This is a genomic window from Serratia sp. A07 (assembly GCF_058725505.1).
Window position 1 is genome coordinate 1 of the sequence record NZ_JBZXDO010000012.1, and the last position, 23,068, is coordinate 23,068.

The window sequence follows — 23,068 nt, forward strand, 5'->3', positions numbered from 1 at the left end:
AAGCGAGACAACGTTGCTTCAGCAACGGCCCGCAGGGCGCGCATCAAAGATGCGCGTAATCCTCTCTCGCCGACCACCATTCGAAAAACCTGCTTTTAAAGCAGGTTTTTTTTCGTCCGTCGTTTATGAGGATGAGTACCTCCTCCGATACGGTCGGCTGCGCTTTATGGCGTGCCTCAATCTGCCGTCCTCGTGAAATATATTTATCCTTTACGCTTAATTAATTCACACTCCTTATTCCCATTAGGTTCTTATTTTTATATTCAAATAAATTCATGCTTGCCAAATAAAACCCGGTTGATAGCGCTCTTGTTTTCACGTTTTTTTTACCTATAGTCTGAATGGACAACGCGGGAGCTCTTATTCCCGCCGCGTGGGAAATACCGTGATTATTTATTAACGTTAATCTTCGTGGATTATTGCGGGATCATTTTTCTCCGGCAATGCGTGGCGTCGATTAACTCTTTTATGTTTATCCTCTCGGAATAAAGGAATCAGTTATGCGCAAATTTAATAAACCGCTGTTGGCGCTGTTGATCGGCAGCACGCTGTGTTCCGCGGCGCAGGCCGCCGTGCCGGGCAAGCCGACCATCGCCTGGGGCAACACCAAGTTTGCCATCGTCGAAGTCGATCAGGCGGCCACCGCTTATAATAATCTGGTGAAGGTAAAAAATGCCGCTGACGTTTCTGTCTCCTGGAATTTATGGAATGGCGACACCGGCACGACGGCAAAAATTTTATTAAATGGCAAAGAGGCGTGGAGCGGCCCTTCAACCGGTTCTTCCGGTACGGCGAATTTTAAAGTGAATAAAGGCGGCCGTTATCAAATGCAGGTGGCACTGTGTAATGCCGACGGCTGCACCGCCAGCGACGCCACCGAAATTGTGGTGGCCGACACCGACGGCAGCCATTTGGCGCCGTTGAAAGAGCCGCTGCTGGAAAAGAACAAACCTTATAAACAAAACTCCGGCAAAGTCGTCGGTTCTTATTTTGTCGAGTGGGGCGTTTACGGGCGCAATTTCACCGTCGACAAGATCCCGGCGCAAAACCTGACCCACCTGCTGTACGGATTTATCCCGATCTGCGGCGGCAACGGCATCAACGACAGCCTGAAAGAGATCGAAGGCAGTTTCCAGGCATTGCAGCGCTCCTGTCAGGGCCGCGAGGACTTCAAAGTCTCGATCCACGATCCGTTTGCCGCGCTGCAAAAAGCGCAGAAGGGCGTCACCGCCTGGGATGACCCCTACAAGGGCAACTTCGGCCAGCTGATGGCGCTGAAGCAGGCGCGCCCTGACCTGAAAATCCTGCCGTCGATCGGCGGCTGGACGCTGTCTGACCCGTTCTTCTTCATGGGTGACAAGGTGAAGCGCGATCGCTTCGTCGGCTCGGTGAAAGAGTTCCTGCAGACTTGGAAGTTCTTCGACGGCGTGGATATCGACTGGGAGTTCCCGGGCGGCAAAGGCGCCAACCCGAACCTGGGCAGCCCGCAGGATGGGGAAACCTATGTGCTGTTGATGAAGGAGCTGCGGGTGATGCTGGATCAGCTGTCGGCGGAAACCGGCCGCAAGTATGAGCTGACTTCCGCCATCAGCGCCGGCAAGGACAAGATCGATAAGGTGGCTTACAACGTCGCGCAGAACTCGATGGATCACATCTTCCTGATGAGCTACGACTTCTACGGCGCCTTCGATCTGAAGAACCTGGGGCATCAGACCGCGCTGAATGCGCCGGCCTGGAAACCGGACACCGCCTACACCACGGTGAACGGCGTCAATGCGCTGCTGGCGCAGGGCGTCAAGCCGGGCAAGATCGTGGTCGGCACCGCCATGTATGGCCGCGGCTGGACCGGGGTGAACGGCTACCAGAACAATATTCCGTTTACCGGCACCGCCACCGGGCCGGTTAAAGGCACCTGGGAGAACGGCATCGTGGACTACCGCCAAATCGCCAGCCAGTTCATGAGCGGTGAGTGGCAGTACACCTACGACGCCACGGCGGAAGCGCCTTACGTGTTCAAGCCTTCCACCGGCGATCTGATCACCTTCGACGATGCCCGCTCGGTGCAGGCCAAAGGCAAGTACGTGCTGGATAAGCAGTTGGGCGGCCTGTTCTCCTGGGAGATCGATGCGGACAACGGCGATATTCTTAACAGCATGAACGCCAGCCTGGGCAACAGCGCCGGCGTTCAATAATCGGTTGCAGTGCGTTGCCGGGGGATATCCTTTCGCCCCCGGCTTTTTCACCGCCGAAAGTTTTTTTACGCCGCACAGATTGTGGCGACACCCTGGGAAAAACGCGGCCATCGGACTCACCCTTTTGGGTAATCCTTCAGCATTTCCTCCTGTCTTTAACGGCGATCACAAAAATAACCGTTCAGATATTCATCATTCAGCAACAAAGTTTTGGGGTTTTTTAACGGAGTTAAAAACCAGTAAGTTTGTGAGGGTCAGACCAATGCGCTAAAAATGACCGCTTAGCATAAATTTTCATGCTGGAACTGTTAACAAAAGGTTTTTTTTATGTTTGTTTGCTGTTTCTCACAGTCTGCGTAAATCCCCACTGGTTATATTGACGACACCCCAAACAGTTGGCAACTTGATAGCCTCAGGGGTAAGAGCGAGAGTTGTTTGAGTGAATTCCACGCGCTCAGACGTCCCCGCCGCGATGCGTTCCATCCGGCATTCTCTCCTCGTACGCCTTCTGCCTTCGGGCGCCGATCGCACAGGCCACGCAATAAAAAATACAGGTCTGGCGGCAATTACACACATCACATCACACAATGGAGCACTAACGATGACACGTTCCTTGGGTAAATCGGGGGTTCTGAAATTCGGCATTGGGCTGATCGCGCTGACCGTGGCGGCCAGCGTTCAGGCCAAGACGTTGGTTTACTGTTCTGAAGGTTCCCCGGAAGGGTTCAACCCGCAGCTGTTTACCTCCGGCACCACCTACGACGCCAGCTCGGTACCGATCTACAACCGCCTGGTCGAATTCAAAATCGGCACCACCGAACTGCAGCCGGGCCTGGCTGAGAAGTGGGACGTCAGCGAAGACGGCAAAACCTACACCTTCCACCTGCGCAAAGGCGTGAAGTGGCAGAGCAGCAAAGACTTCAAACCGACGCGCGACTTCAACGCCGACGACGTGGTGTTCTCCTTTGAGCGCCAGTTGGATGCGAACAACGCCTACCACAAAGTGTCCGGCGGCAGTTACGAATACTTTGAAGGCATGGACATGCCTAAGCTGATCGCCAAGATTGAAAAAGTGGACGACAACACCGTGCGCTTCGTGCTGAACCGCCCGGAGGCGCCGTTCCTGGCTGACCTGGGCATGGACTTCGCGTCCATCCTGTCCGCCGAATATGCCGACGTGATGATGAAAGCCGGCACGCCGGAGAAAGTCGACCTGAATCCGATCGGCACCGGTCCGTTCCAGCTGCTGCAATACCAGAAAGACTCCAAGATCCTGTACAAGGCATTCGACGGTTTCTGGGGCACCAAGCCGAAGATCGATCGCCTGGTGTTCTCCATCACGCCTGACGCCTCCGTGCGCTACGCCAAACTGCAGAAAAACGAATGTCAGGTGATGCCGTACCCGAACCCGGCCGATATCGCCCGCATGAAGCAAGACAAGTCCATCAACCTGATGGAACAGCCGGGCCTGAACGTGGGTTACCTGTCGTTCAACGTCGAGAAAAAGCCGCTGGATAACCTGAAGGTGCGCCAGGCGTTGACCATGGCGGTCAACAAGCAGGCGATCATCGACGCGGTTTATCAGGGCGCGGGCCAGGCGGCCAAGAACCTGATCCCGCCGACCATGTGGGGCTATAACGACGCGGTGCAGGATTACGCTTACGATCCGGCCAAGGCGAAAGCACTGCTGAAAGAAGCGGGCATGGCCGACGGCTTCAGCATCGACCTATGGGCGATGCCGGTACAGCGTCCTTACAACCCGAACGCGCGCCGCATGGCGGAAATGATCCAGGCCGACTGGGCCAAGATCGGCGTGAAAGCCAAAATCGTGACCTATGAGTGGGGTGAATACCTCAAGCGCGCCAAAGCGGGCGAGCACCAGACGGTGATGATGGGCTGGACCGGCGACAACGGGGATCCGGACAACTTCTTCGCCACGCTGTTCAGCTGCGCGGCGGCGAAAGACGGCTCCAACTACTCCCGCTGGTGCTACAAGCCGTTTGAAGATCTGATTCAACCGGCGCGCGCCGAATCCAACCACGACAAGCGCATCGAACTGTACAAGCAGGCGCAGGTGGTGATGCACGATCAGGCTCCGGCGCTGATTGTCGCACACTCCACCGTGTACGAGCCTGTGCGTAAGGAAGTGAAAGGCTACGTCGTGGATCCACTCGGTAAGCATCACTTCGAGAATGTCTCTGTAGACTGATTTCGACCGCTTTACCGGAGACGCACGAATGGACTTGCAGGGGCGCAACAGGTTTGCGCCCCTGCTGACCAGTCTCCGGCGTATGGCCGTCGAATCGTTCAAAGGCATGTGAGCGTTAATAAGCCTGGCGGACGATGAGCTGCCGGGCATTGATACAGAGAGTTCGGGATATGTTGCAGTTCATACTCCGACGTTTGGGGTTAGTTATCCCAACGTTTATCGGCATTACATTGCTGACTTTTGCATTCGTCCATATGATCCCCGGCGACCCGGTGACCATCATGGCCGGGGAACGCGGTATCTCCGCCGAGCGCCACGCGCAGCTGATGGCGGAAATGGGGCTGGACAAGCCGCTCTATCAACAATATTTCTCCTACGTGTCCAACGTGCTGCACGGCGATCTGGGCACCTCACTCAAAAGCCGCATCTCCGTCTGGAGCGAGTTCGTTCCGCGCTTTCAGGCCACGCTGGAGCTGGGCTTCTGCGCGATGCTGTTTGCGGTGCTGGTAGGCATCCCGGTCGGGGTGCTGGCGGCAGTCAAGCGCGGCTCGGTCTTCGATCACACCGCGGTGGGCATCTCGCTGACCGGCTATTCGATGCCGATTTTCTGGTGGGGCATGATGCTGATCATGCTGGTGTCGGTGCAGCTTAACCTGACGCCGGTGTCGGGCCGCATCAGCGACACGGTCTTCCTCGACGACAGTCATCCGCTGACCGGCTTCATGCTGATAGACACTCTGATCTGGGGCGAGCCGGGCGACTTTATCGACGCGGTGATGCACATGATCCTGCCGGCCATCGTGCTGGGCACCATCCCGCTGGCGGTGATCGTGCGCATGACCCGCTCCTCGATGCTGGAAGTGTTGGGTGAAGACTACATCCGCACCGCGCGCGCCAAGGGCGTGAGCCGCATGCGGGTGATCGTCGTCCACGCGCTGCGCAACGCGCTGCTGCCGGTGGTGACGGTGATCGGGCTGCAGGTCGGCACCATGCTGGCCGGCGCCATCCTGACGGAAACCATCTTCTCCTGGCCGGGACTGGGCCGCTGGCTGATCGACGCGCTGCAGCGCCGCGATTACCCGGTGGTGCAGGGCGGGGTGTTGCTGGTCGCCTGTATGATCATTCTGGTTAACCTGCTGGTAGACGTGCTCTACGGCGTGGTCAACCCGCGTATTCGCCACAAGAAATAAGGGGCGCTCTCATGTCTCAAATCACTGAGTCTGCAGTTAAAGGTGCGCCGAAGCCGATGACCCCGTTTCAGGAGTTCTGGCACTATTTCAAGCGCAATAAAGGGGCCGTGGTCGGCCTGGTGTATATCGTTCTGATGCTGGTGATCGCGCTCGGCGCCGGGGTGCTGGCGCCGCATGCGCCGGCGGATCAGTTCCGCGACGCGCTGCTCAAGCCGCCGGTGTGGCAAGAGGGTGGCAGCTGGCAATATCTCCTCGGCACCGACGACGTGGGCCGCGACGTGCTGTCGCGCCTGATGTACGGTGCGCGCCTGTCGCTGCTGGTCGGCTGCCTGGTGGTGGTGCTGTCGCTGATCATGGGCGTGGTGCTCGGTCTGCTGGCCGGCTACTTCGGCGGTGCGGTGGATGCGGTGATCATGCGCGTCGTCGACATCATGCTGGCCCTGCCGAGCCTGCTGCTGGCGCTGGTGCTGGTGGCGGTGTTCGGGCCGTCGATCGTCAACGCCTCGTTGGCGCTTACCTTCGTCGCCTTGCCGCACTATGTGCGTCTGACGCGCGCGGCGGTGCTGGCGGAAGTGAACCGCGATTACGTCACCGCTTCGCGGGTGGCGGGCGCCGGCGCGCTGCGCCAGATGTTCGTCAACATTCTGCCTAACTGCCTGGCGCCTTTGATCGTGCAGGCTTCTCTCGGTTTCTCGAACGCCATTCTGGACATGGCCGCTCTCGGCTTTCTGGGCATGGGCGCGCAACCGCCGACGCCGGAGTGGGGCACCATGCTCTCCGACGTGCTGCAGTTCGCGCAAAGCGCCTGGTGGGTAGTGACCTTCCCCGGCCTGGCGATCCTGCTGACGGTGCTGGCATTTAACCTGATGGGGGACGGTTTGCGTGACGCTCTCGACCCCAAACTCAAGCAGTAACAGAGGACGAGAGAGATGGCGTTATTGAATGTAGACAAGCTTTCGGTGCACTTCGGTGACGAAGGCACCCCGTTCCGCGCGGTAGACCGCATCAGTTACAGCGTGGAGCAAGGCCAGGTGGTCGGCATCGTCGGTGAATCCGGCTCCGGCAAATCCGTCAGCTCGCTGGCGATCATGGGCCTGATCGATTTCCCCGGCAAGGTGATGGCCGACAAGCTGGAGTTCAACGGCCAGGATCTGCGCAAGATTTCCGAAAAAGAGCGCCGCCAGCTGGTGGGTTCTGAAGTGGCGATGATCTTCCAGGATCCGATGACCAGCCTGAACCCGTGCTATACCGTCGGTTACCAGATCATGGAGGCGCTGAAGGTGCATCAGGGCGGCAACCGCCGCACTCGCCGCCAGCGCGCTATCGACCTGCTGACCCAGGTGGGCATTCCCGATCCGGCCTCGCGGCTGGACGTGTACCCGCACCAGCTTTCCGGCGGCATGAGCCAGCGCGTGATGATCGCCATGGCCATCGCCTGTCGGCCGAAGCTGCTGATCGCCGATGAGCCGACGACCGCGCTCGACGTGACCATCCAGGCGCAGATCATCGAACTGCTGCTGGACCTGCAGCAGCGCGAAAACATGGCGCTGGTGCTGATCACCCACGATCTGGCGCTGGTGGCCGAAGCCGCGCACCACATCATCGTGATGTATGCCGGCCAGGTGGTGGAATCCGGCAAGGCGGCGGAGATTTTCCGCGCGCCGCGCCATCCTTATACCCAGGCGCTGCTGCGCGCGCTGCCGGAGTTCGCCGCCGACAAGGCGCGCCTGGCTTCGCTGCCGGGCGTGGTGCCGGGCAAATACGATCGCCCGACCGGTTGCCTGCTCAACCCGCGTTGTCCCTATGCCAACGAGCGCTGCCGTAACGAGGAGCCGGAACTGCGCAGCATTCCCGGCCGTCAGGTTAAATGTCACACACCGCTGGATGATGCGGGGAGGCCGACCGTATGAGCCAGAATCAACCTTTACTGCAGGCGATCGACCTGAAGAAGCATTACCCGGTGAAAAAGGGCCTGTTCGCGCCGGAGCGGCTGGTCAAGGCGCTGGACGGCGTCTCCTTCACCCTGGAGCGCGGCAAAACGCTGGCGGTGGTCGGCGAGTCGGGCTGCGGCAAATCGACGCTCGGCCGCCTGCTGACGATGATCGAAGTGCCGACCGGCGGCGAGCTGTACTATCAGGGGCAGGACCTGCTGAAGCCGGACGTCTCGGCCGAGAAACTGCGCCGCCAGAAGATCCAAATCGTGTTCCAGAATCCTTACGGATCGCTCAACCCGCGCAAGAAGGTCGGGCAGATCCTCGAGGAGCCGCTGTTGATCAATACCCCGCTCAGCGCCGCCGAACGGCGGGAAAAAGCGCTGGAGATGATGGCGAAGGTCGGCCTGAAGACCGAGCATTACGACCGCTACCCGCACATGTTTTCCGGCGGCCAGCGCCAGCGTATTGCTATCGCCCGCGGGCTGATGCTGAACCCGGACGTGGTGATCGCCGATGAACCGGTGTCGGCGCTGGACGTGTCGGTGCGCGCTCAGGTGCTGAACCTGATGATGGATCTGCAGCAGGAGCTGGGGCTGTCCTATGTGTTCATCTCGCACGATCTGTCGGTGGTGGAACACATCGCCGACGAGGTGATGGTGATGTACCTCGGCCGCTGCGTGGAAAAGGGCAGCAAAGAGGCGATCTTCAACAATCCGCGCCATCCTTATACCCAGGCGCTGCTGTCGGCGACGCCGCGGTTGAACCCGGATATGCGCCGCGAGCGCATCAAGCTGACCGGCGAACTGCCCAGCCCGATGAACCCGCCGCCGGGCTGCGCGTTCAACGCCCGCTGCCGCCGCGCCTTCGGCACCTGCGTGCAGCTGCAGCCGCAGCTGAAACAGTACGGTGAGCAGATGGTGGCCTGCTTTGCGGTCGATCAGGACGAGCATCCGGGGACGTAAAGCGTCGGATTTTCCTGCTTAAACCAAACGCCGGCACTGCGCCGGCGTTTTTTATTATTCAATCAATGTGTTAGTCAGTAAACGATCGCGACAACCCGTTTTTTAAATTCTGCCCTTAACGCTATTCTGACAAATCGTTATTTTTTTAAGAATCTTCGCATGGAAATAATAATCGAATAATAGAATTCAACGGTTTGTTGTTAATAACATTCTGTCGGTCGAGCGGTTTCACTTTTTTTATTATAAAAAACCAATAAAAAAGCACGCCGGCGGCGTGCTTTGGGGGGATGAGGCCGCGCTTATTGCGGGTAAGGCACCCAGTCACCGCCGTTCAGGCGAATGTAGGGCTTGCCCTGATACTGCATCACAATGGCGTTGTCGTTTTCGGAGATGACCGGGGTCTGCGGCAGCCCCTGGGTCAATGCCTGCCAATCGACGCTGGACTCGCTGAAGACCTTGCCGTCCACCAGGCGCGACACCAGTTCAGACAGCGCCAGATAGCTGCTCGGCGTTTTGATCTGCAGCGGGCTGCCCTGATGCGGCGCCTTCATCCCAATCAGTTTGATACCGACCGGCGTATGGGTGATGTTCGGGCTGGGAATATCGCGCAGGCCGGACATCTGCATCTTGTCGCCCACCAACGCCGCGCCGTGCTCCGGCACGATCACCACCACCACTTTGCGGCCGGATTTCTCCAGCTGGTCAAGGAAGGTGTTCAGCTGATCGAACAGTTTCTGCGCGCGCGGTTGATAGTCGGCGCTCTTGCTGGAGCCGACGAAGCGGTTGCCGTCGTGCAGCGGAATGATGTTGAAGAAGGTGGCGGTGCGGCCGTCACCGCCTTTTTGCTGTTGATCCAGCCAGCGGGTCAGCAATTCGAGATCGTTATAAATCGGCTCGCCGTCGAACGAGGTCAGCTCGTTGCCGATGCCGGCCTGTGACATCAGCGGTGCCTGCATGTCGCCCTGTTCACGCAGTTCTTTCAGGAAGTTGCCGAATACCCCGGAGTGATCGAGCATCAGCTGTTCCTTGAAGCCGAGCTTTGCCAGGTTATCGAACAGGTAACACTGCTGGTTCACCGGTTGATACAGGTCGTGATGCGAAAGCTGGCCGCAGCTGGCGCGCAGCAGGCGGATGGCCGCCGGGCCGCTGTAGGCGGTGGCCGAGTTGAAGCTGTCGAACATGATGTCCATCTTCGACCACAGCGGGTGATTCTGCAGGTTGACCGCCTCCATATCGGCCCAGGCCAGCGAACAGATGTTGATCACCAGCAGATCGAACGGCTGGGCGTCGGCGGGCAAGGTGGCCGGGAACGCGGTGACGCGGCCTTTTTCCCGCTCGTAGAACTGATTCAGGTAGGCCGTCAGATTGGCGCTGGTCGGCGGCAGGCTGTCTGCCGGGGCAGCATCCCCCGCCGCTGGCACCGACGTGGCCGGCGTATTGGCGCCCCCGGCCGAGGCCGTGGAGGTGGCGGGCAGCAGTGAGACCGCCGGCCCGGCGATGTTGACGATATTGAGCCACACCAGCGCCGCCACGGTGAACACCGTGACGCGCACCCACTGCGCGACGAACAGGTAGGCAATAAGCAGCACGAAGGCCGCGCCGACCATCTGCCAGTTGATAAAGCGGTTGATCAGCTCCAGCAGATACTGGGCGCTGAAGCCGGCCAGCTGCGAGCCCTGGCTGAGAATGCTGTTGATGCCCGGCAGCCAGGTGTCGTGGTAGAACAGCGCGATGCCAATCGGGATAGCGAGGTAATGGCGCCAGCGGTGCAGACGCTGTGAGGGGATCGGCATCAGCAGAAATGCCATGAACACCAGGTTCGGCAGCGCGTGGAAATTCAGGTAGCCGAACCACAGCAGGGCGAATTTGGCCAGAAAGTAGAGGTTCCAGCCGCCCAGCCCGCGCCAGTAGCGCCACAGAGCGTTATCGGATTGCGTCTTCGAGTTTGGATTCATGGCTGCTTCTTACGTTTAATCTGAGATGAGGAGCCTGTGCGCACCCACAAACCGGCGGATTTCAAATAGCGCGGCGATAACAACAGGTTTTGCCAGTATTGACGCAAATGCGGAAAACGCCGGTGAAAGGCGTAGCCCAGCGGAATGAAGATCAGCGCGCACAGCAGGATCAGTTGCACGATGTCGTTAAGGTTCAGCATGCGGTTCCTCCTGCGGGCCGAGCGGCAGCGTGAAGGCGACCGGCTGGCGCCGTTCTGCGGGTACCTCGGCCGCTTTCACGCTGGGGCGCGGCGCGGTGCCGGCGGTGCCGGTGGCCGAAATCTGCCAGCGCCCCTGGGCCATGCGTTTGATTTCCGAAATGATATCGACGTCCTGGTGCCACACCACCCGGTTACTGAAGGCTTCATCCACCGGCAGGCGGAAGATGAACTTCAGCGCGGTATCCAAATCGTTGATGCGGCAGGTGGAGAGGAACAGCACCAGCCGCCCCTGCACGACGGTCATCACGTCGCCGAAGCGCCGCAGGTGGCACAGGGTCATCGCTTGTTCGGCGCGCAGGCCGGTGGCCGGTCGCAATGCCACCATCACCCCTTTGCCGTCCTCGGGCAGCAGCGTGTTGCCCATCAGCGACAGCACCGCCTGGCTGAACGGTTCCGGCCGCATATAGCCTTTGAGCTGCAGCGGGCGCAAGCCGGCCAGCAGCGCATCGATGTCGGCGGGGACATGGCGCGAGAAGCGCTGCCCCTGAATGCCTTCGAGCATGGTCAGAAAACGCGACAGCGGCGCGACGTGCGGTACGATCAGGTTGGCGCCGCAGGCCAGCAGCAGCCGCTCGTCGCTGTAGCGCAGGCTGGCGCTCATCTCGCGCACCGCGATTTTCAGGCCGTTGCCGCGGCTGCGGCGCAGGGTGTGGATTTGGTGCGCCAGGTGATCGATTTGGTCGCTTTGGTACAGCGCGAAAATCAACGTCGCCGAGAGTCTCAGCATGCCGTGCTGCGCCAGTTCGTCGTTGCTCTCCAGCAGCTGCCAGTTGGCGGACAGCGGCGGCGCGCCTTCCAGGATGCTGCGCTCGGCCAGATACAGACCTTCGTCGCTGCGCAAGGCGGTGGGGGAGGGTTGGCTATTTTCATCCTCACCCTGCCAGCCGCCTTCCGCGGCGTACAGCGTCAGCAGCTGATTGGCATTGATGCCGTTTTCGGTGCTCCACCAGTTAACCAGATACTGCGCGCTGTCCTGCTGCCATTGCAGGCTGGACAGGCCGTTCAGGATGCGATGCTGCGCGCTGAGCTGCCCCTTGAGCTTATTGATGCCGCCGCCGTGGCTGAGGATCAACAGCGTACACCCCTGCCGCCGCAGCCAGGCGGCGAGGGTACGGGTCCACTCGCGCAGCTCTTCGGTGGTGAAGGTTTGCCACAGGCTGGCGTGGGCCAGCAGGATAAGTAAGCGATTTTGCGGCCGCAGGGCGCGCATCAGATCGTCGCTCAGCTGCGTCAGCGCGGCTTTTTTCTCCGGTAATTGATACAGCGGCAGCTTCTGCAAAGCAGGCGAAGCCAGCTCGGCCAGCAGGCGATCGGGTTTATCGCCGCTGCAGATCAGGGCGACTTTATGGGTGGCCGGCTGGGCGGCGATGACCTGGCGACACAGCAGCGCGGCGTCGCTTTGCCTGTCGATATTGATCCAATAAAGCCCGGGGGCCTGCATCACCGACAGCTCTTCCCAAATCTGCCGAATGCCTAGAGAAAAAGAGTGCGCCATAGGATGTGTTCTACTTTCGTTGAAAGCCGACTAAAGGCGTTTATATTTAAAGATAGCCATTTTTATTCTGGCAATAACAAATCTCCGACGCTCTGCAACAATATTTGTTGAGAATCATCTTATTGCCTCTCTCTTTTTGTATCGTTGCTATAGTTAATTAACATAGCCTATTTTCGCCAAGGCGGAAGAATGAATAACGCACCCACCCATTTTCGTGCAGCGGCACCTGGGGAGAGCCAGGATGACCTGCAGGCGCTCAGCCAGGCTTTTTCATTGCCGAAATTAAGCTATGTCGATATTTCGCGGCAGGAGCGGTTAACGCAAATGATGACGCGCTGGCCGTTGTTGGCCGAATTGGCGCAGACCACGGGGAGCCACTGATCTATGCCGGTGATCGCGCTGCAAGGGTTGCGGGGTGGAATGGGGACGACGTCGGTCACGGCGGCGCTCGCCTGGGCGTTGCAGCAACTGGGTGAGTCGGTGTTGGCGATCGATTTCACGCCGGACAATCTGCTGCGCCTGCATTTCAACACGCCGTTCGAGCTGGCGCGTGGCTGGGCCCGCGCGGAGCGGGACGGCGGGCGCTGGCAGGAAGGGGCGCTGCGTTACTGTGAAAACCTCAACTTTCTGCCCTTTGGCCGCCTGAATGCAGCGGAACGGCTGGAAGTGCAGCGCCAGTGTCAGCAACAGCCGGAACGCTGGCGCGACAATGTGCGCCAGCTGATCGCCGGCGATCCGCTGCGCTGGATCCTGCTGGATGTTCCGGTCGGGGACGGCGTGCTGGCGCAGCAGGCGCTGCAGCTTGCCGACAGCGTGTTCGTGCTGTTGAACCCCGACGCCAACTGCCAGGTACGGCTCCATCAGCAGACGCTGCCGAACGACTGCCGTTTCTTGGTCAATCACTACTCCTCCGCCAGCCAGCTGCAGCAGGATCTGCATCAGCTGTGGCTGCAAACGCTGAGCGGCCTGTTGCCGGTGGTGATCCATCGCGACGAAGCGTTGGCGGAAGCGCTGGCGGTCAAGCAGCCGTTGGGCGAGTACCGCCCCGAGAGTCTGGCGGCGGATGAAGTGCTGACGCTGGCCAACTGGTGCCTGATCAACCTCAAGCGGGGCGTTGCGCCATGAGCCGGGTGCTGAGCCTGCTGCTGGTGCCGCCGGTGCGTCAGGCGGTGCAGACGCGCTACCGCGGCTATCGGCGCAACGGCGCGTCGGCGCTAACCGCCTTTTTCGCCACGCTGCTGGTGGCGTTGGGCTGGCTGCTGCTGCGCTTCGAATCGCCGGCCTGGCAGCGCGTGCGCGCCGGCCGCGCTTATTGGTTCCCGCATCTGTCCGCCGACCGCCCGCGCCCGGCGGATGCGCTGCGTTATCTGCTGCAGGGGCTGTGGCTGCTGCTGTTTCGCAGCGGCCGCGCGCCGGTGCAGCGCGACTATTTCGCCGGTTGGCGCCGCCTGCAGCAGCGCTATGCCGACTGGCTGCAGGGCCTGCCGCAGCGGCTGAAGAACGCCGGCGTGGAGCAGCGTTCGGTGGAGCGCCTCGGCCGCATGAGCCGCGGCATGCGGCGCGCGCTGTTTATTCTGGTCAGCGTGCTGGCGGCGATCCTCGCCATGCTGTGCATCTCGCAACCGTTCGATCTGCCGGCGCAGTTCGTGTTCGTCCTGCTGCTGTGGGGGATCGCGATGGTGGTGCGCCGGGTGCCGGGGCGCCTGCCGGGGTTGATGCTGATCGTGCTGTCGCTGACCGTATCCTGTCGCTACCTGTGGTGGCGCTATACCGCCACGCTGAACTGGGACGATCCGCTCAGCCTGGTGTGCGGCCTGTTGCTGCTGGTGGCGGAAACCTACGCCTGGGTGGTGCTGGTGCTGGGCTATTTCCAGACCGTCTGGCCGCTTAACCGGCAGCCGGTGCCGTTGCCCGCCGATAGCGCCACCTGGCCGACTATCGATCTGATGGTGCCGACTTACAACGAAGATCTCGGGGTGGTGAAGCCCACCATCTACGCGGCGCTGGGCATCGACTGGCCGAAAGAGAAGGTGAACATCTATATCCTCGATGACGGCAACCGTCCCGAATTCCGGGTGTTCGCTGACGAAGTGGGGGTGAAATACATCGCCAGGCCGACCCACGAACACGCCAAGGCCGGCAACATCAACAATGCGCTGAAGCAGGCCACCGGCGAGTTCGTGGCGATTTTCGACTGCGACCACGTGCCGACGCGCTCCTTCCTGCAGCTGACCATGGGCTGGTTCTTCAAAGACAAAAAGCTGGCGATGCTGCAAACCCCGCACCACTTCTTCTCGCCGGATCCGTTCGAGCGCAACCTCGGCCGCTTCCGCCAGACGCCCAACGAGGGCACCTTGTTCTACGGGCTGGTGCAGGACGGCAACGACATGTGGGACGCCACCTTCTTCTGCGGCTCTTGCGCCATCCTGCGCCGCAGCGCGCTGGACGAGATCGGCGGCATTGCGGTGGAAACCGTCACCGAAGACGCCCACACCTCGCTGCGCTTGCACCGGCGCGGGCACACCTCGGCCTACATCCGCATTCCGCAGGCCGCCGGGCTGGCGACCGAGAGCCTGTCGGCGCACATCGGCCAGCGCATTCGCTGGGCGCGCGGCATGGTGCAGATCTTCCGGCTGGACAACCCGCTGTTGGGCAAGGGGCTGAAACTGGCGCAGCGCCTGTGCTACGCCAACGCCATGCTGCACTTCCTGTCGGGCATTCCGCGGCTGATCTTCCTTACCGCGCCGCTGGCGTTTTTGCTGCTGCATGCCTACATCATCTTCGCACCGGCGCTGGCGATCGCGCTTTATGTGCTGCCGCACATGATCCACGCCAGCCTGACCAACTCACGTATCCAGGGGAAATACCGCCATTCGTTCTGGAGCGAAATCTATGAAACGGTGCTGGCCTGGTATATCGCGCGGCCGACGACGGTGGCGCTGTTCAATCCGCACAAGGGCAAATTCAACGTCACCGCCAAGGGCGGGCTGGTGGAGGAGGAGCACGTCGACTGGGTGATCACCCGGCCTTACATGTTCCTGGTGATCCTGAACCTGGCCGGGCTGACGTTCGGCGTCTGGCGGTTGGCCTATGGCCCGACGGACGAGGTGATGACGGTGATCATCAGCCTGGTATGGGTGCTGTACAACATGACGATTCTCGGCGGCGCGGTGGCGGTGGCGGTGGAGGCCAAGCAGGTGCGTCAGGCGCACCGCGTGGAAATCGCCATGCCGGCGGCGATCGCGCGTGCCGACGGCCATCTGTATCCCTGCACGCTGCGCGATTACTCCGACGGCGGCGTGGGCATTGAGATGCGGGTGGAAAACGCGTTGAAAGACGGCGACAAAGCCTCGCTGCTGCTCAAGCGCGGCCAGCAGGAGTACAGCTTCCCCTGCGTGGTGACGCGCGCCTTCGGCAACAAGGTGGGGGTGCGCCTGGTCGACCTCTCCACCCGTGAACACATCGATTTCATTCAGTGCACCTTCGCCCGCGCCGATACCTGGGCGCTGTGGCAGGACGGGTTCCCTGAAGACCGGCCGATCGAAAGCCTGCGCGACGTGCTGGCGCTGGGCTTTCGGGGGTATGTGCGCATGGCGGACTACGCGCCGCCGCTGGTGCGCGGTCTGCTGGTCGGGGTCACGTCGCTGACCGCCTGGGTAGTGTCGTTTATTCCGCGCGGCGTCGGCAGGGATCCGACCTTGGGTCAACAAGAAACAGTGGGTTAGCTGCGAGTTCAACCGCCCGCTCACTCGCCCGGTGAACAGGCTCCAACATTGATGATGATACGATGACGAGAAAAATAACCTGGTTAACTGCTCTGGCCTTAGGCATCAGCACCCTGTCGCAGGCCGAAACCGCCACCGCGCCGACCGTGGCGGCCCAGCCGCCGATCGCCGCGGCGGCCGATACGGCGACCGCGCCACCGCCGGCCGCCGCGCCGCAGGATCCGAATGCGCCGGTGCGCGACGTGTCGCTGCCGTTTGCGCAGATAGCGCCGCCGCCGGGCACCTTTGTTTTGCGCGGCACCCGGCCGGACGGGCAGATCGAATTCGGCGTGCGCAGCGATGAGGTGGTCTCGCAGGCGATGCTCGATATGGAGTTTACGCCGTCGCCGGCGCTGATCCCGGTGGAGTCGCACGTCAAGGTCTACCTGAACGACGAGCTGATGGGGGTGACCACGATCGCCAAGGAGCAGTTGGGTAAGCCCAATCGCATCCAGATGGCGATCGATCCGCGCTATATCACCGATTTTAACCGCGTCAGGCTGGTGTTCGTCGGCCATTATCAGAACATCTGCGAAAACCCGGCCAGCACCTCGCTGTGGCTTGACGTCAGTAAATCGAGCGCGTTGAAGCTGCGTTTCCAGACGCTGCCGGTGAAAAATGAGCTGTCGCACTTCCCTGAGCCGTTCTTCGACAGCCGCGATAATCGGCCGCTGACGCTGCCGATGGTGTTCGCCGGCCAGCCTGATCTCGCCCAGCAGCGCGCGGCGGGCATTCTGGCGTCCTGGTTCGGCAGCAAGGCGCAGTGGCGCGGGCAATCCTTCCCGGCGCTGTACAACGCGCTGCCGACGCAGCACGCGGTGGTGTTCGCCACCAACCAGCAGCGCCCGGATTTCCTGCGCGATTATCCGGCGGTCAACGGCCCGACGGTGGAGATGATCAGCCACCCCGATAACCCGTACGTTAAACTGCTGCTGATTCAGGGGCGTGACGACAACGATTTGATCACCGCGGTGAAGGGCATCGCGCAGGGCAACATCCTGTTCCGCGGCCAGAACGTGACGGTGGACAAGGTGGAACAGCTCGCGCCGCGCCAGCCTTACGACGCGCCGAACTGGGTGCGCACCGATCGGCCGATGACCTTCGCCGAGCTGCAGCAATACGCCGAGCAGCTGCAAACCAGCGGCATCGAACCCGGCCCGATCTCGCTGACCATGAACCTGCCGCCGGATCTGTTCCTGATCCGCAGCACCGGCATCGACATGCACCTGAAATACCGTTATACCGCGCCGCGCATTCAGGACGGTTCGCGGCTGAGCGTCAGTCTGAACAACCAGTTCGTGCAGGCTTACTCGCTGGTGCCGGAACACGAACAGGGCGCACAGCTGCTGCGCTTGCCGTTGACGCAGGGGCTGCTCGATTCCGACAAGAACGTCAGCATTCCGGCGCTGCGGCTCGGGGCCACCAACCAGCTGCGCTTTGACTTCGATTACACCACGCTGCTGGCCAGCGGCGCGGAAGGGCGCTGCGAAACCTACTCCTTCACGCAAAACCACGCGGTGATAGACGGTGCGTCCACCATCGATTTCTCCGGCTACCGCCACTTTATGGCGATGCCGGACCTGCGCGCTTTCGCCAACGCCGGCTTCCCGTTCAGTCGCCTGGCGGATCTGTCGCAGACGCTGGTGTTGGTGAACCAGAAACCGCAGCCGGCGCAGGTCAGCGCGCTGCTGAACGCGCTGGGGGTGATCGGCGCGCAAACCGGTTATCCGGCGCTGGCCTTCACGCTCAGCGATGACTGGTCGCAGGCCAAGGATCGCGACGACGATATCCTGATGGTCGGCACCATCCCGCCGGAACTGCGCGACGACAAGAAAATCAGCCTGCTGGTGGACGCGACCCAAAGCTGGGTGAAACAGCCGACGCGGCAGCCGCCGCTGCCCAGCGCGGAAGTGCTGGCGGAAGATACCAAACCGGACAGCAAGACCAGCGTCAGCTCCGAGGGGGCGATGTCGGCGATCATCGGCGTGCAGTCGCCGTTCAACGACCAGCGCAGCATCGTGGCGCTGCTGGCGGACAGCCCGCGCGGCTATGAGCTGCTGAACGACGCCCTGCTGGACAGCGGCAAGCGCGCCGCGGTGTTCGGCTCGGTGGCGGTGATCCGCGAATCGGGGGTCAATAGCCTGCGCGTCGGCGATATTTACTATGTCGGCCACCTGCCGTGGTGGGAGCGGCTGTGGTATGCCCTCTCCACCCATCCGGTGCTGCTGGCGGTGATCGCGGTAGTGCTGGTGGTGATCTTGGGGCTGATGCTGTGGCGCGGCCTGAAGGCCTTCAGCCGGCGTCGTCTGGCGCCTGAAGATCGGGATTGACGGCGGTGAGCGCGATGCTGCAACGCCTGTCGCTCGGCATGCTGCTGCTGTGCGCGTTCAGCGCGGCGGCGGCCTGCGAGTGGCCGGGCTGGCAACAGTACAAGCAGTACTACATCAGCCCGCAGGGGCGGGTGATCGATCCGAGCAGCCCGAACAAAATCACCACCTCAGAGGGACAGAGTTACGGCCTGTTCTTCGCCCTGGTGGCCAACGACCGGCCGACCTTCGATCGGCTGCTGGCCTGGACGGAGAACAACCTGGCGGCGGGCGATCTCAGCGCCCGTTTGCCCGCCTGGCTGTGGGGCGAGAGCGACGACAAGCAGTGGAAGGTGCTGGACGCCAACTCAGCGTCGGATGCCGATCTGTGGATAGCTTACAACCTGCTCGAAGCCGGCCGCCTGTGGAAAAGCCGGCGTTATCAAACCCTGGGGACGCTGCTGCTGCAACGCATCGGCCGTGAGGAAGTGGCCGACATTCCCGGCCTGGGCCTGATGCTGTTGCCGGGCAAAGTCGGGTTCGTGGCGGAAGATCGCTGGCGGCTGAACCCCAGCTACCTGCCGCCGCAGCTGCTGGCGCGTTTTGCGGCGCTGAACGGCCCGTGGCGCGCGATGCGCCAGGTCAATCAGCGGCTGTGGCTGGACACCGCGCCGCACGGCTTCTCACCGGACTGGGTGGTGTGGCGGGTCGGTGCCGGCTGGCAGCCGGATACCGTCAAGCCGAACGTCGGCAGCTACGACGCCATTCGGGTTTATCTGTGGGCCGGCATGCTGGCGGACGACGATGAGCACAAGGCGGCGCTGCTCGAACGCTTCCAGCCGATGGCGCAGCTCACCGCCAAACAGGGCGTGCCGCCGGAAAAAACCGATACCGCCAGCGGCAAAACCACCGGCACCGGCCCGATCGGCTTTTCTGCCTCGATGCTGCCGATGTTGGCGACGCAGGCCGAGGCGCTGACGACACAGCGGCAACGCATCAGCGAACATCCGCCGGGTGACGACGCCTATTTCAGCGCCTCGCTGACGCTGTTCGGTCAGGGGTGGGATCAACAACGTTATCGCTTTAATCGTCAGGGTGAATTGCAACCCTCGTGGGACGGCCAATGCACAACTTCAAAATAAACTGGCTGAATTTGATTCCGCTGAGCCTGGCGATGTTGCCACAGGCACGCGCCGCGGAGGCCGTGGCCCCGGAGCAGTGGCTGCTGGAGCAGGTGCGTATTGGCGAGGCCGGCAACAAGGACGATCTGGTGCGCCAGTCGCTGTACCGGCTCGAGCTGATGGATCCGAACAACCCGGACGTGATCGCCGCGCGCATGCGTTTGGCGCTGCGGCAGGGCAACATGGCGCTGGCGCAGCAGCAGTTGGACAAGCTGAAAACCCTCGCGCCGCAGTCCAGCGCCTATCGCCAGGCGCAAATGAACATGCTGCTGACGCAGCCGGAAACCCGGCAAAAGCTGCAGCAGGCCCGCCTGATGGCGACTGCCGGCCGGTTGCCGGAGGCCAAGGCGCAGTACGATGCGCTATTCCACGGCGAGCCGCCGACGCTCGATCTGGCGGTGGAATATTGGCGACTGGTGGCGCGTTTGCCGGGGCAGGAGGCGAAGGCGTTGAAGCAGCTGCAGGCGCTGGATCAGCAATATTCCGGCAACGTGGCGCTGCGTATGTCGCTGGCGCGCATGCTGTTCAGTCAGAACCAGGACGCGCAGGCCTATGAGCTGCTGCAGAAGATCGCCGCCGATCCGGCCGGGCGCGGCGATGCCGCCGATCTGTGGCTGGACAAGGTCAAAGCGATGCCGGTCAGCGCGCAAAGCGTGGCGGCGCTCAACCGCTTCCTCGGCGTGTTCGACACCGGCGATCAGGCGACCAGCGCCCGCGAAGAGCTGGCCAGACAGCAGAAACTGTTGGCCGATCCGGCGTATCAGGCACGGGTACGCGGCCTGGCACAGGTGGATAAAGGCGGCAGCCGGGCGGCCATTCCGGAGTTGCAAAAGGCGTTGGCGGCGGCGCCGAACGACGCCGAGGTGCTGGGCGCGCTCGGCCAGGCCTATTCGCGCGCCGGCAACCGCCCGCAGGCGCTGAAACTGTTCCGCCAGGCGCTGGCCGCCGACAAGAACGGCTACGACAGCGGCAAGTGGCAAAGCCTGATCAAGAGCACCGGCTACTGGCTGGCGATCGACGAAGGCGACAAGGCGCTGAAGGCCGGCAATCTCGCGCTGGCCAGGCAGAAATACCAGCAGGCGCGCCAGCTCGACGACAGCGACGGCGATGCGTTTATCGGCCTGGGCGATGTGGCGGTGGCGAGCAAGGATGACGCCGCGGCGGAAGGATTTTATCAGCAGGCGCTGCGGCGCGACCCCGGCAACGGCAGCGCGCTGCGCGGCCTGGTGAATCTCTATCAACGGCAGTCGCCGGAAAAAGCGCTGGCCTACCTCAACGGCCTGCCGCGCAGCCAACAGGCCAAGCTGCGTAGCACCCTCGACGGGCTGCGGCTCGATATGTTGAAACAGCAGGCGGAGGCGCTGGCGGCGCAGCAGCAGTGGCAGCAGGCGGCGGAAATCTATCGCCGCGCTCAGCCGATGGATCCCGACGATGTTTGGCTGACCTATCGCTACGCGCAGGCGCTGCGTCAGGCCGGGCAGCCGCAGCAGGCGGACGCTCTGTTCCGGCAGCTGGCGCAGCGTCAGCGCGTCAATCCGCAGTTGGCCTATGCCTATGCGCTCTACCTTTCCGGCAGCGATCGCGACGACCAGGCGCTGGCGCAGCTCAATACGCTGCCTGTGGCGCAGTGGAACGACAACATGCGCGAACTGGCGCAGCGGCTGAAAATGCAGGCGGTGATCGCACAGGCCGAACGGCTGCGGGCGGCCGGCGACGAACCGGCGGCGGAAGCCTATCTGCGCCGGCAGCCGGCGGACACCCGCATCGATTTGCTGCTGGCCGACTGGGCGCTGGCGCGCGGGGAGTATGCGGCGGCGCTGGAGGATTATCAGCGGGTGAAACGGCGCGAACCGAACAACCCGGATGCGCAACTGGGCGAGATCGAAGCCTATGTCGCGCAAGGGGATCTGGACGCGGCGCGCCAGCGGCTGAAAACCGAACCGCAGCCGCAAGACGCTTCGCTCAACAGCCAACGGCGGGTGGCCAACGCCTGGAGTGCGGTCGGCGATCCGCAGCAGGCCGACGCGCTCTTCAGCCGGCTGAAAACGGCGGCGGCCTCGGAGCCCGTGGGGCAGACCAAGGCGCTGATCTACCGCGACGCCGCCCGTCTGGAACGGGCGCAGCGGCAACCGGAGCGGGCGCAGCAGGACTACCGCCAGGCGATGGTGGCCGGCGGCATCACGCCGACGCTGCCGCAGGACAATGACAGCTACACCTATTTGACGCGCAATAACCCGAGCGACGACTGGCTAAAACGCGGCATCCGCTCCGACGCCGCGGATCTGTATCGGCAGCAAGACGTGAACGTCACGCTCGATCACGATTACTGGCGCTCGAGCGGCACCGGCGGCATTTCCGACTTCAACGCGCACGACACCATGCTGCAGGTGGACATGCCGCTGTATGACGGGCGCGCCTTCTTGCGCACCGACACCGTGCAGCTGGACGCCGGCCGCTTCTCGACCGACGGCAGCGGCAAATACTACGAGACTTTCGGCACCTGCAATACGCAAGGGTGCCGCGGCGATGAACACCAGAAAACCACCGGCACCAGCGTGGCGGCCGGCTGGAAAAACGACCGCTGGGCCGCCGACATCGGCACGACGCCGATGGGCTTTGAGGTGGTCGACTGGACCGGCGGCCTGGCCTACAGCGGCGACTGGAACCACATCGGTTGGACGCTGGCGGCCTCGCGGCGGCCGATCTCCAGCTCGCTGCTGGCGTTCGGCGGTGCCAAAGATCCGAACACCGGCACCACCTGGGGCGGCGTGCGCGCCACCGGCGTCAGCCTGAGCGCGAGCTACGATCGCGGCGAGGCGAACGGCGTGTGGGCCGATCTCAGCGCGCACCAGATTACCGGCAAGAACGTGGCGGACAACCAGCGGCAGCGGTTGATGGCCGGCTACTACTACAAGCTGATCAACGAAGACAATCGCCGTCTGAGCGTCGGGCTCAATACCATGCTGTGGCACTACCAGAAGGATTTGAGCGGCTACTCGCTGGGGCAGGGCGGCTATTACAGCCCGCAGCAATATCTGTCGCTGTCGCTGCCGGTCAACTATCGCCAGCGCACCGAGAACTGGTCGTGGGAGCTGGGCGGTTCGGTTTCGCTGTCCCATTCGAAAACCGACAGCCAGCGCCGCTATCCGCTGCAGGGGCTGATCCCGGATTCACTGCCCGATAAGTTCGCCGTCGAGGACGGCAGCGCCTCGAGCGGCGTCGGTTATACGCTGCGGGCGATCGTCGAACGCCGCCTCAGTTCGCACTGGACGCTCGGCGCCGGCATCGACATTCAGCAGGCGAAGGACTATACGCCGAGCCACGCGTTGATTTATCTGCGTTATTCCCTGGCCGGCTGGCAGGGCGATCTCGATTTGCCGCCGCAACCGCTGACGCCTTACGCCGACTTCAAGTAACCGGGAGGGGAAAGATTCGGAGTGTCGGACACCGGGGAGTTTTGTTACCCTGTGTCCGGGTCGCGTTTGTTCGCTTTAGGAAAAGACTGAAACCCGCGATTTTCTTGGCTTTGCCTGCGGCATAGCCAGATTAAAACAGCCGATGATCGAGTATACTCAGCCCGGTTCGAGGGGGCGGGTGAGAGTCAGCCCCCTTTTTGTTTC

At 62.0% G+C, this 23,068-nt stretch carries 15 protein-coding genes and 1 other RNA gene; 13 read left to right on the plus strand and 3 right to left on the minus strand.

Annotated elements, in window-relative coordinates:
• The 7 genes from AC4PR2_RS13945 to dppF form a co-directional block, all read left to right on the plus strand.
• Positions 1–76: non-coding RNA, RtT sRNA (locus AC4PR2_RS13945), on the plus strand; the annotation flags it as partial.
• Between the two features lie 424 nt (positions 77–500).
• Complete coding sequence (gene chiA, locus AC4PR2_RS13950) at positions 501–2,192, plus strand: chitinase ChiA (RefSeq protein WP_197803966.1); 1,692 nt, start codon at positions 501–503, stop codon at positions 2,190–2,192.
• A 601-nt stretch (positions 2,193–2,793) separates the two neighbouring features.
• Positions 2,794–4,401 carry a dipeptide ABC transporter periplasmic-binding protein DppA gene (dppA, locus tag AC4PR2_RS13955; protein WP_047729481.1) on the plus strand — a complete coding sequence of 536 codons (1,608 nt, stop codon included), beginning with the start codon at positions 2,794–2,796 and terminating at the stop codon, positions 4,399–4,401.
• A gap of 170 nt (positions 4,402–4,571) precedes the next feature.
• On the plus strand, positions 4,572–5,591 hold the full coding sequence (dppB, locus tag AC4PR2_RS13960) for a dipeptide ABC transporter permease DppB (protein ID WP_043129106.1): 1,020 nt from the start codon (positions 4,572–4,574) through the stop codon (positions 5,589–5,591).
• A gap of 11 nt (positions 5,592–5,602) precedes the next feature.
• Positions 5,603–6,505: a dipeptide ABC transporter permease DppC gene (gene dppC, locus AC4PR2_RS13965; RefSeq protein ID WP_038874021.1), complete on the plus strand. Its 903-nt coding sequence runs from the start codon at positions 5,603–5,605 to the stop codon at positions 6,503–6,505.
• 15 nt (positions 6,506–6,520) lie between these two features.
• Positions 6,521–7,501 carry a dipeptide ABC transporter ATP-binding protein gene (gene dppD, locus AC4PR2_RS13970; RefSeq protein ID WP_038874024.1) on the plus strand — a complete coding sequence of 327 codons (981 nt, stop codon included), beginning with the start codon at positions 6,521–6,523 and terminating at the stop codon, positions 7,499–7,501.
• Positions 7,498–8,487, plus strand: a complete 990-nt coding sequence (dppF, locus tag AC4PR2_RS13975) for a dipeptide ABC transporter ATP-binding subunit DppF (RefSeq protein WP_060424251.1) — start codon at positions 7,498–7,500, stop codon at positions 8,485–8,487. The genes dppD and dppF overlap by 4 nt, the downstream gene beginning before the upstream one ends.
• A 299-nt stretch (positions 8,488–8,786) precedes the next feature.
• Here dppF and bcsG read toward each other — a convergent pair whose 3' ends face one another.
• Genes bcsG through bcsE form a run of 3 tightly spaced genes read right to left on the minus strand, consistent with a single transcriptional unit; the run spans position 8,787 to position 12,197 of the window.
• On the minus strand, positions 8,787–10,442 hold the full coding sequence (gene bcsG, locus AC4PR2_RS13980) for a cellulose biosynthesis protein BcsG (RefSeq protein WP_087762634.1): 1,656 nt from the start codon (positions 10,440–10,442) through the stop codon (positions 8,787–8,789).
• Positions 10,439–10,642: a cellulose biosynthesis protein BcsF gene (gene bcsF / locus AC4PR2_RS13985; protein WP_004934139.1), complete on the minus strand. Its 204-nt coding sequence runs from the start codon at positions 10,640–10,642 to the stop codon at positions 10,439–10,441. The genes bcsG and bcsF overlap by 4 nt, the downstream gene beginning before the upstream one ends.
• The gene (gene bcsE, locus AC4PR2_RS13990) at positions 10,629–12,197 is read right to left on the minus strand and encodes a cellulose biosynthesis protein BcsE (protein ID WP_100396589.1); all 1,569 of its coding nucleotides are present in this window, start codon (positions 12,195–12,197) and stop codon (positions 10,629–10,631) included. The genes bcsF and bcsE overlap by 14 nt, the downstream gene beginning before the upstream one ends.
• A gap of 189 nt (positions 12,198–12,386) precedes the next feature.
• Between bcsE and bcsR the strand changes: the two genes are divergently transcribed.
• The 6 genes from bcsR (at position 12,387) to bcsC (ending at position 22,864) form a co-directional block, all read left to right on the plus strand.
• On the plus strand, positions 12,387–12,578 hold the full coding sequence (gene bcsR, locus AC4PR2_RS13995; protein ID WP_033649881.1) for a cellulose biosynthesis protein BcsR: 192 nt from the start codon (positions 12,387–12,389) through the stop codon (positions 12,576–12,578).
• A gap of 3 nt (positions 12,579–12,581) precedes the next feature.
• Positions 12,582–13,322, plus strand: a complete 741-nt coding sequence (gene bcsQ, locus AC4PR2_RS14000; protein ID WP_060424245.1) for a cellulose biosynthesis protein BcsQ — start codon at positions 12,582–12,584, stop codon at positions 13,320–13,322.
• Entirely contained in the window at positions 13,319–15,922 is a 2,604-nt protein-coding gene (gene bcsA, locus AC4PR2_RS14005) for a UDP-forming cellulose synthase catalytic subunit (RefSeq protein WP_443014800.1), read from the plus strand. The genes bcsQ and bcsA overlap by 4 nt, the downstream gene beginning before the upstream one ends.
• Positions 15,923–15,984: 62 nt before the next feature.
• Positions 15,985–18,291 (plus strand): cellulose biosynthesis cyclic di-GMP-binding regulatory protein BcsB, encoded by a 2,307-nt coding sequence (gene bcsB / locus AC4PR2_RS14010; protein ID WP_070915633.1) that lies wholly within the window; start codon positions 15,985–15,987, stop codon positions 18,289–18,291.
• A gap of 5 nt (positions 18,292–18,296) precedes the next feature.
• The gene (gene bcsZ / locus AC4PR2_RS14015) at positions 18,297–19,409 is read left to right on the plus strand and encodes a cellulose synthase complex periplasmic endoglucanase BcsZ (protein ID WP_080432962.1); all 1,113 of its coding nucleotides are present in this window, start codon (positions 18,297–18,299) and stop codon (positions 19,407–19,409) included.
• Positions 19,391–22,864 (plus strand): cellulose synthase complex outer membrane protein BcsC, encoded by a 3,474-nt coding sequence (gene bcsC / locus AC4PR2_RS14020; protein ID WP_197803960.1) that lies wholly within the window; start codon positions 19,391–19,393, stop codon positions 22,862–22,864. Before bcsZ ends, bcsC begins: the two co-directional genes overlap by 19 nt.
• Positions 22,865–23,068 lie beyond the last annotated feature (204 nt).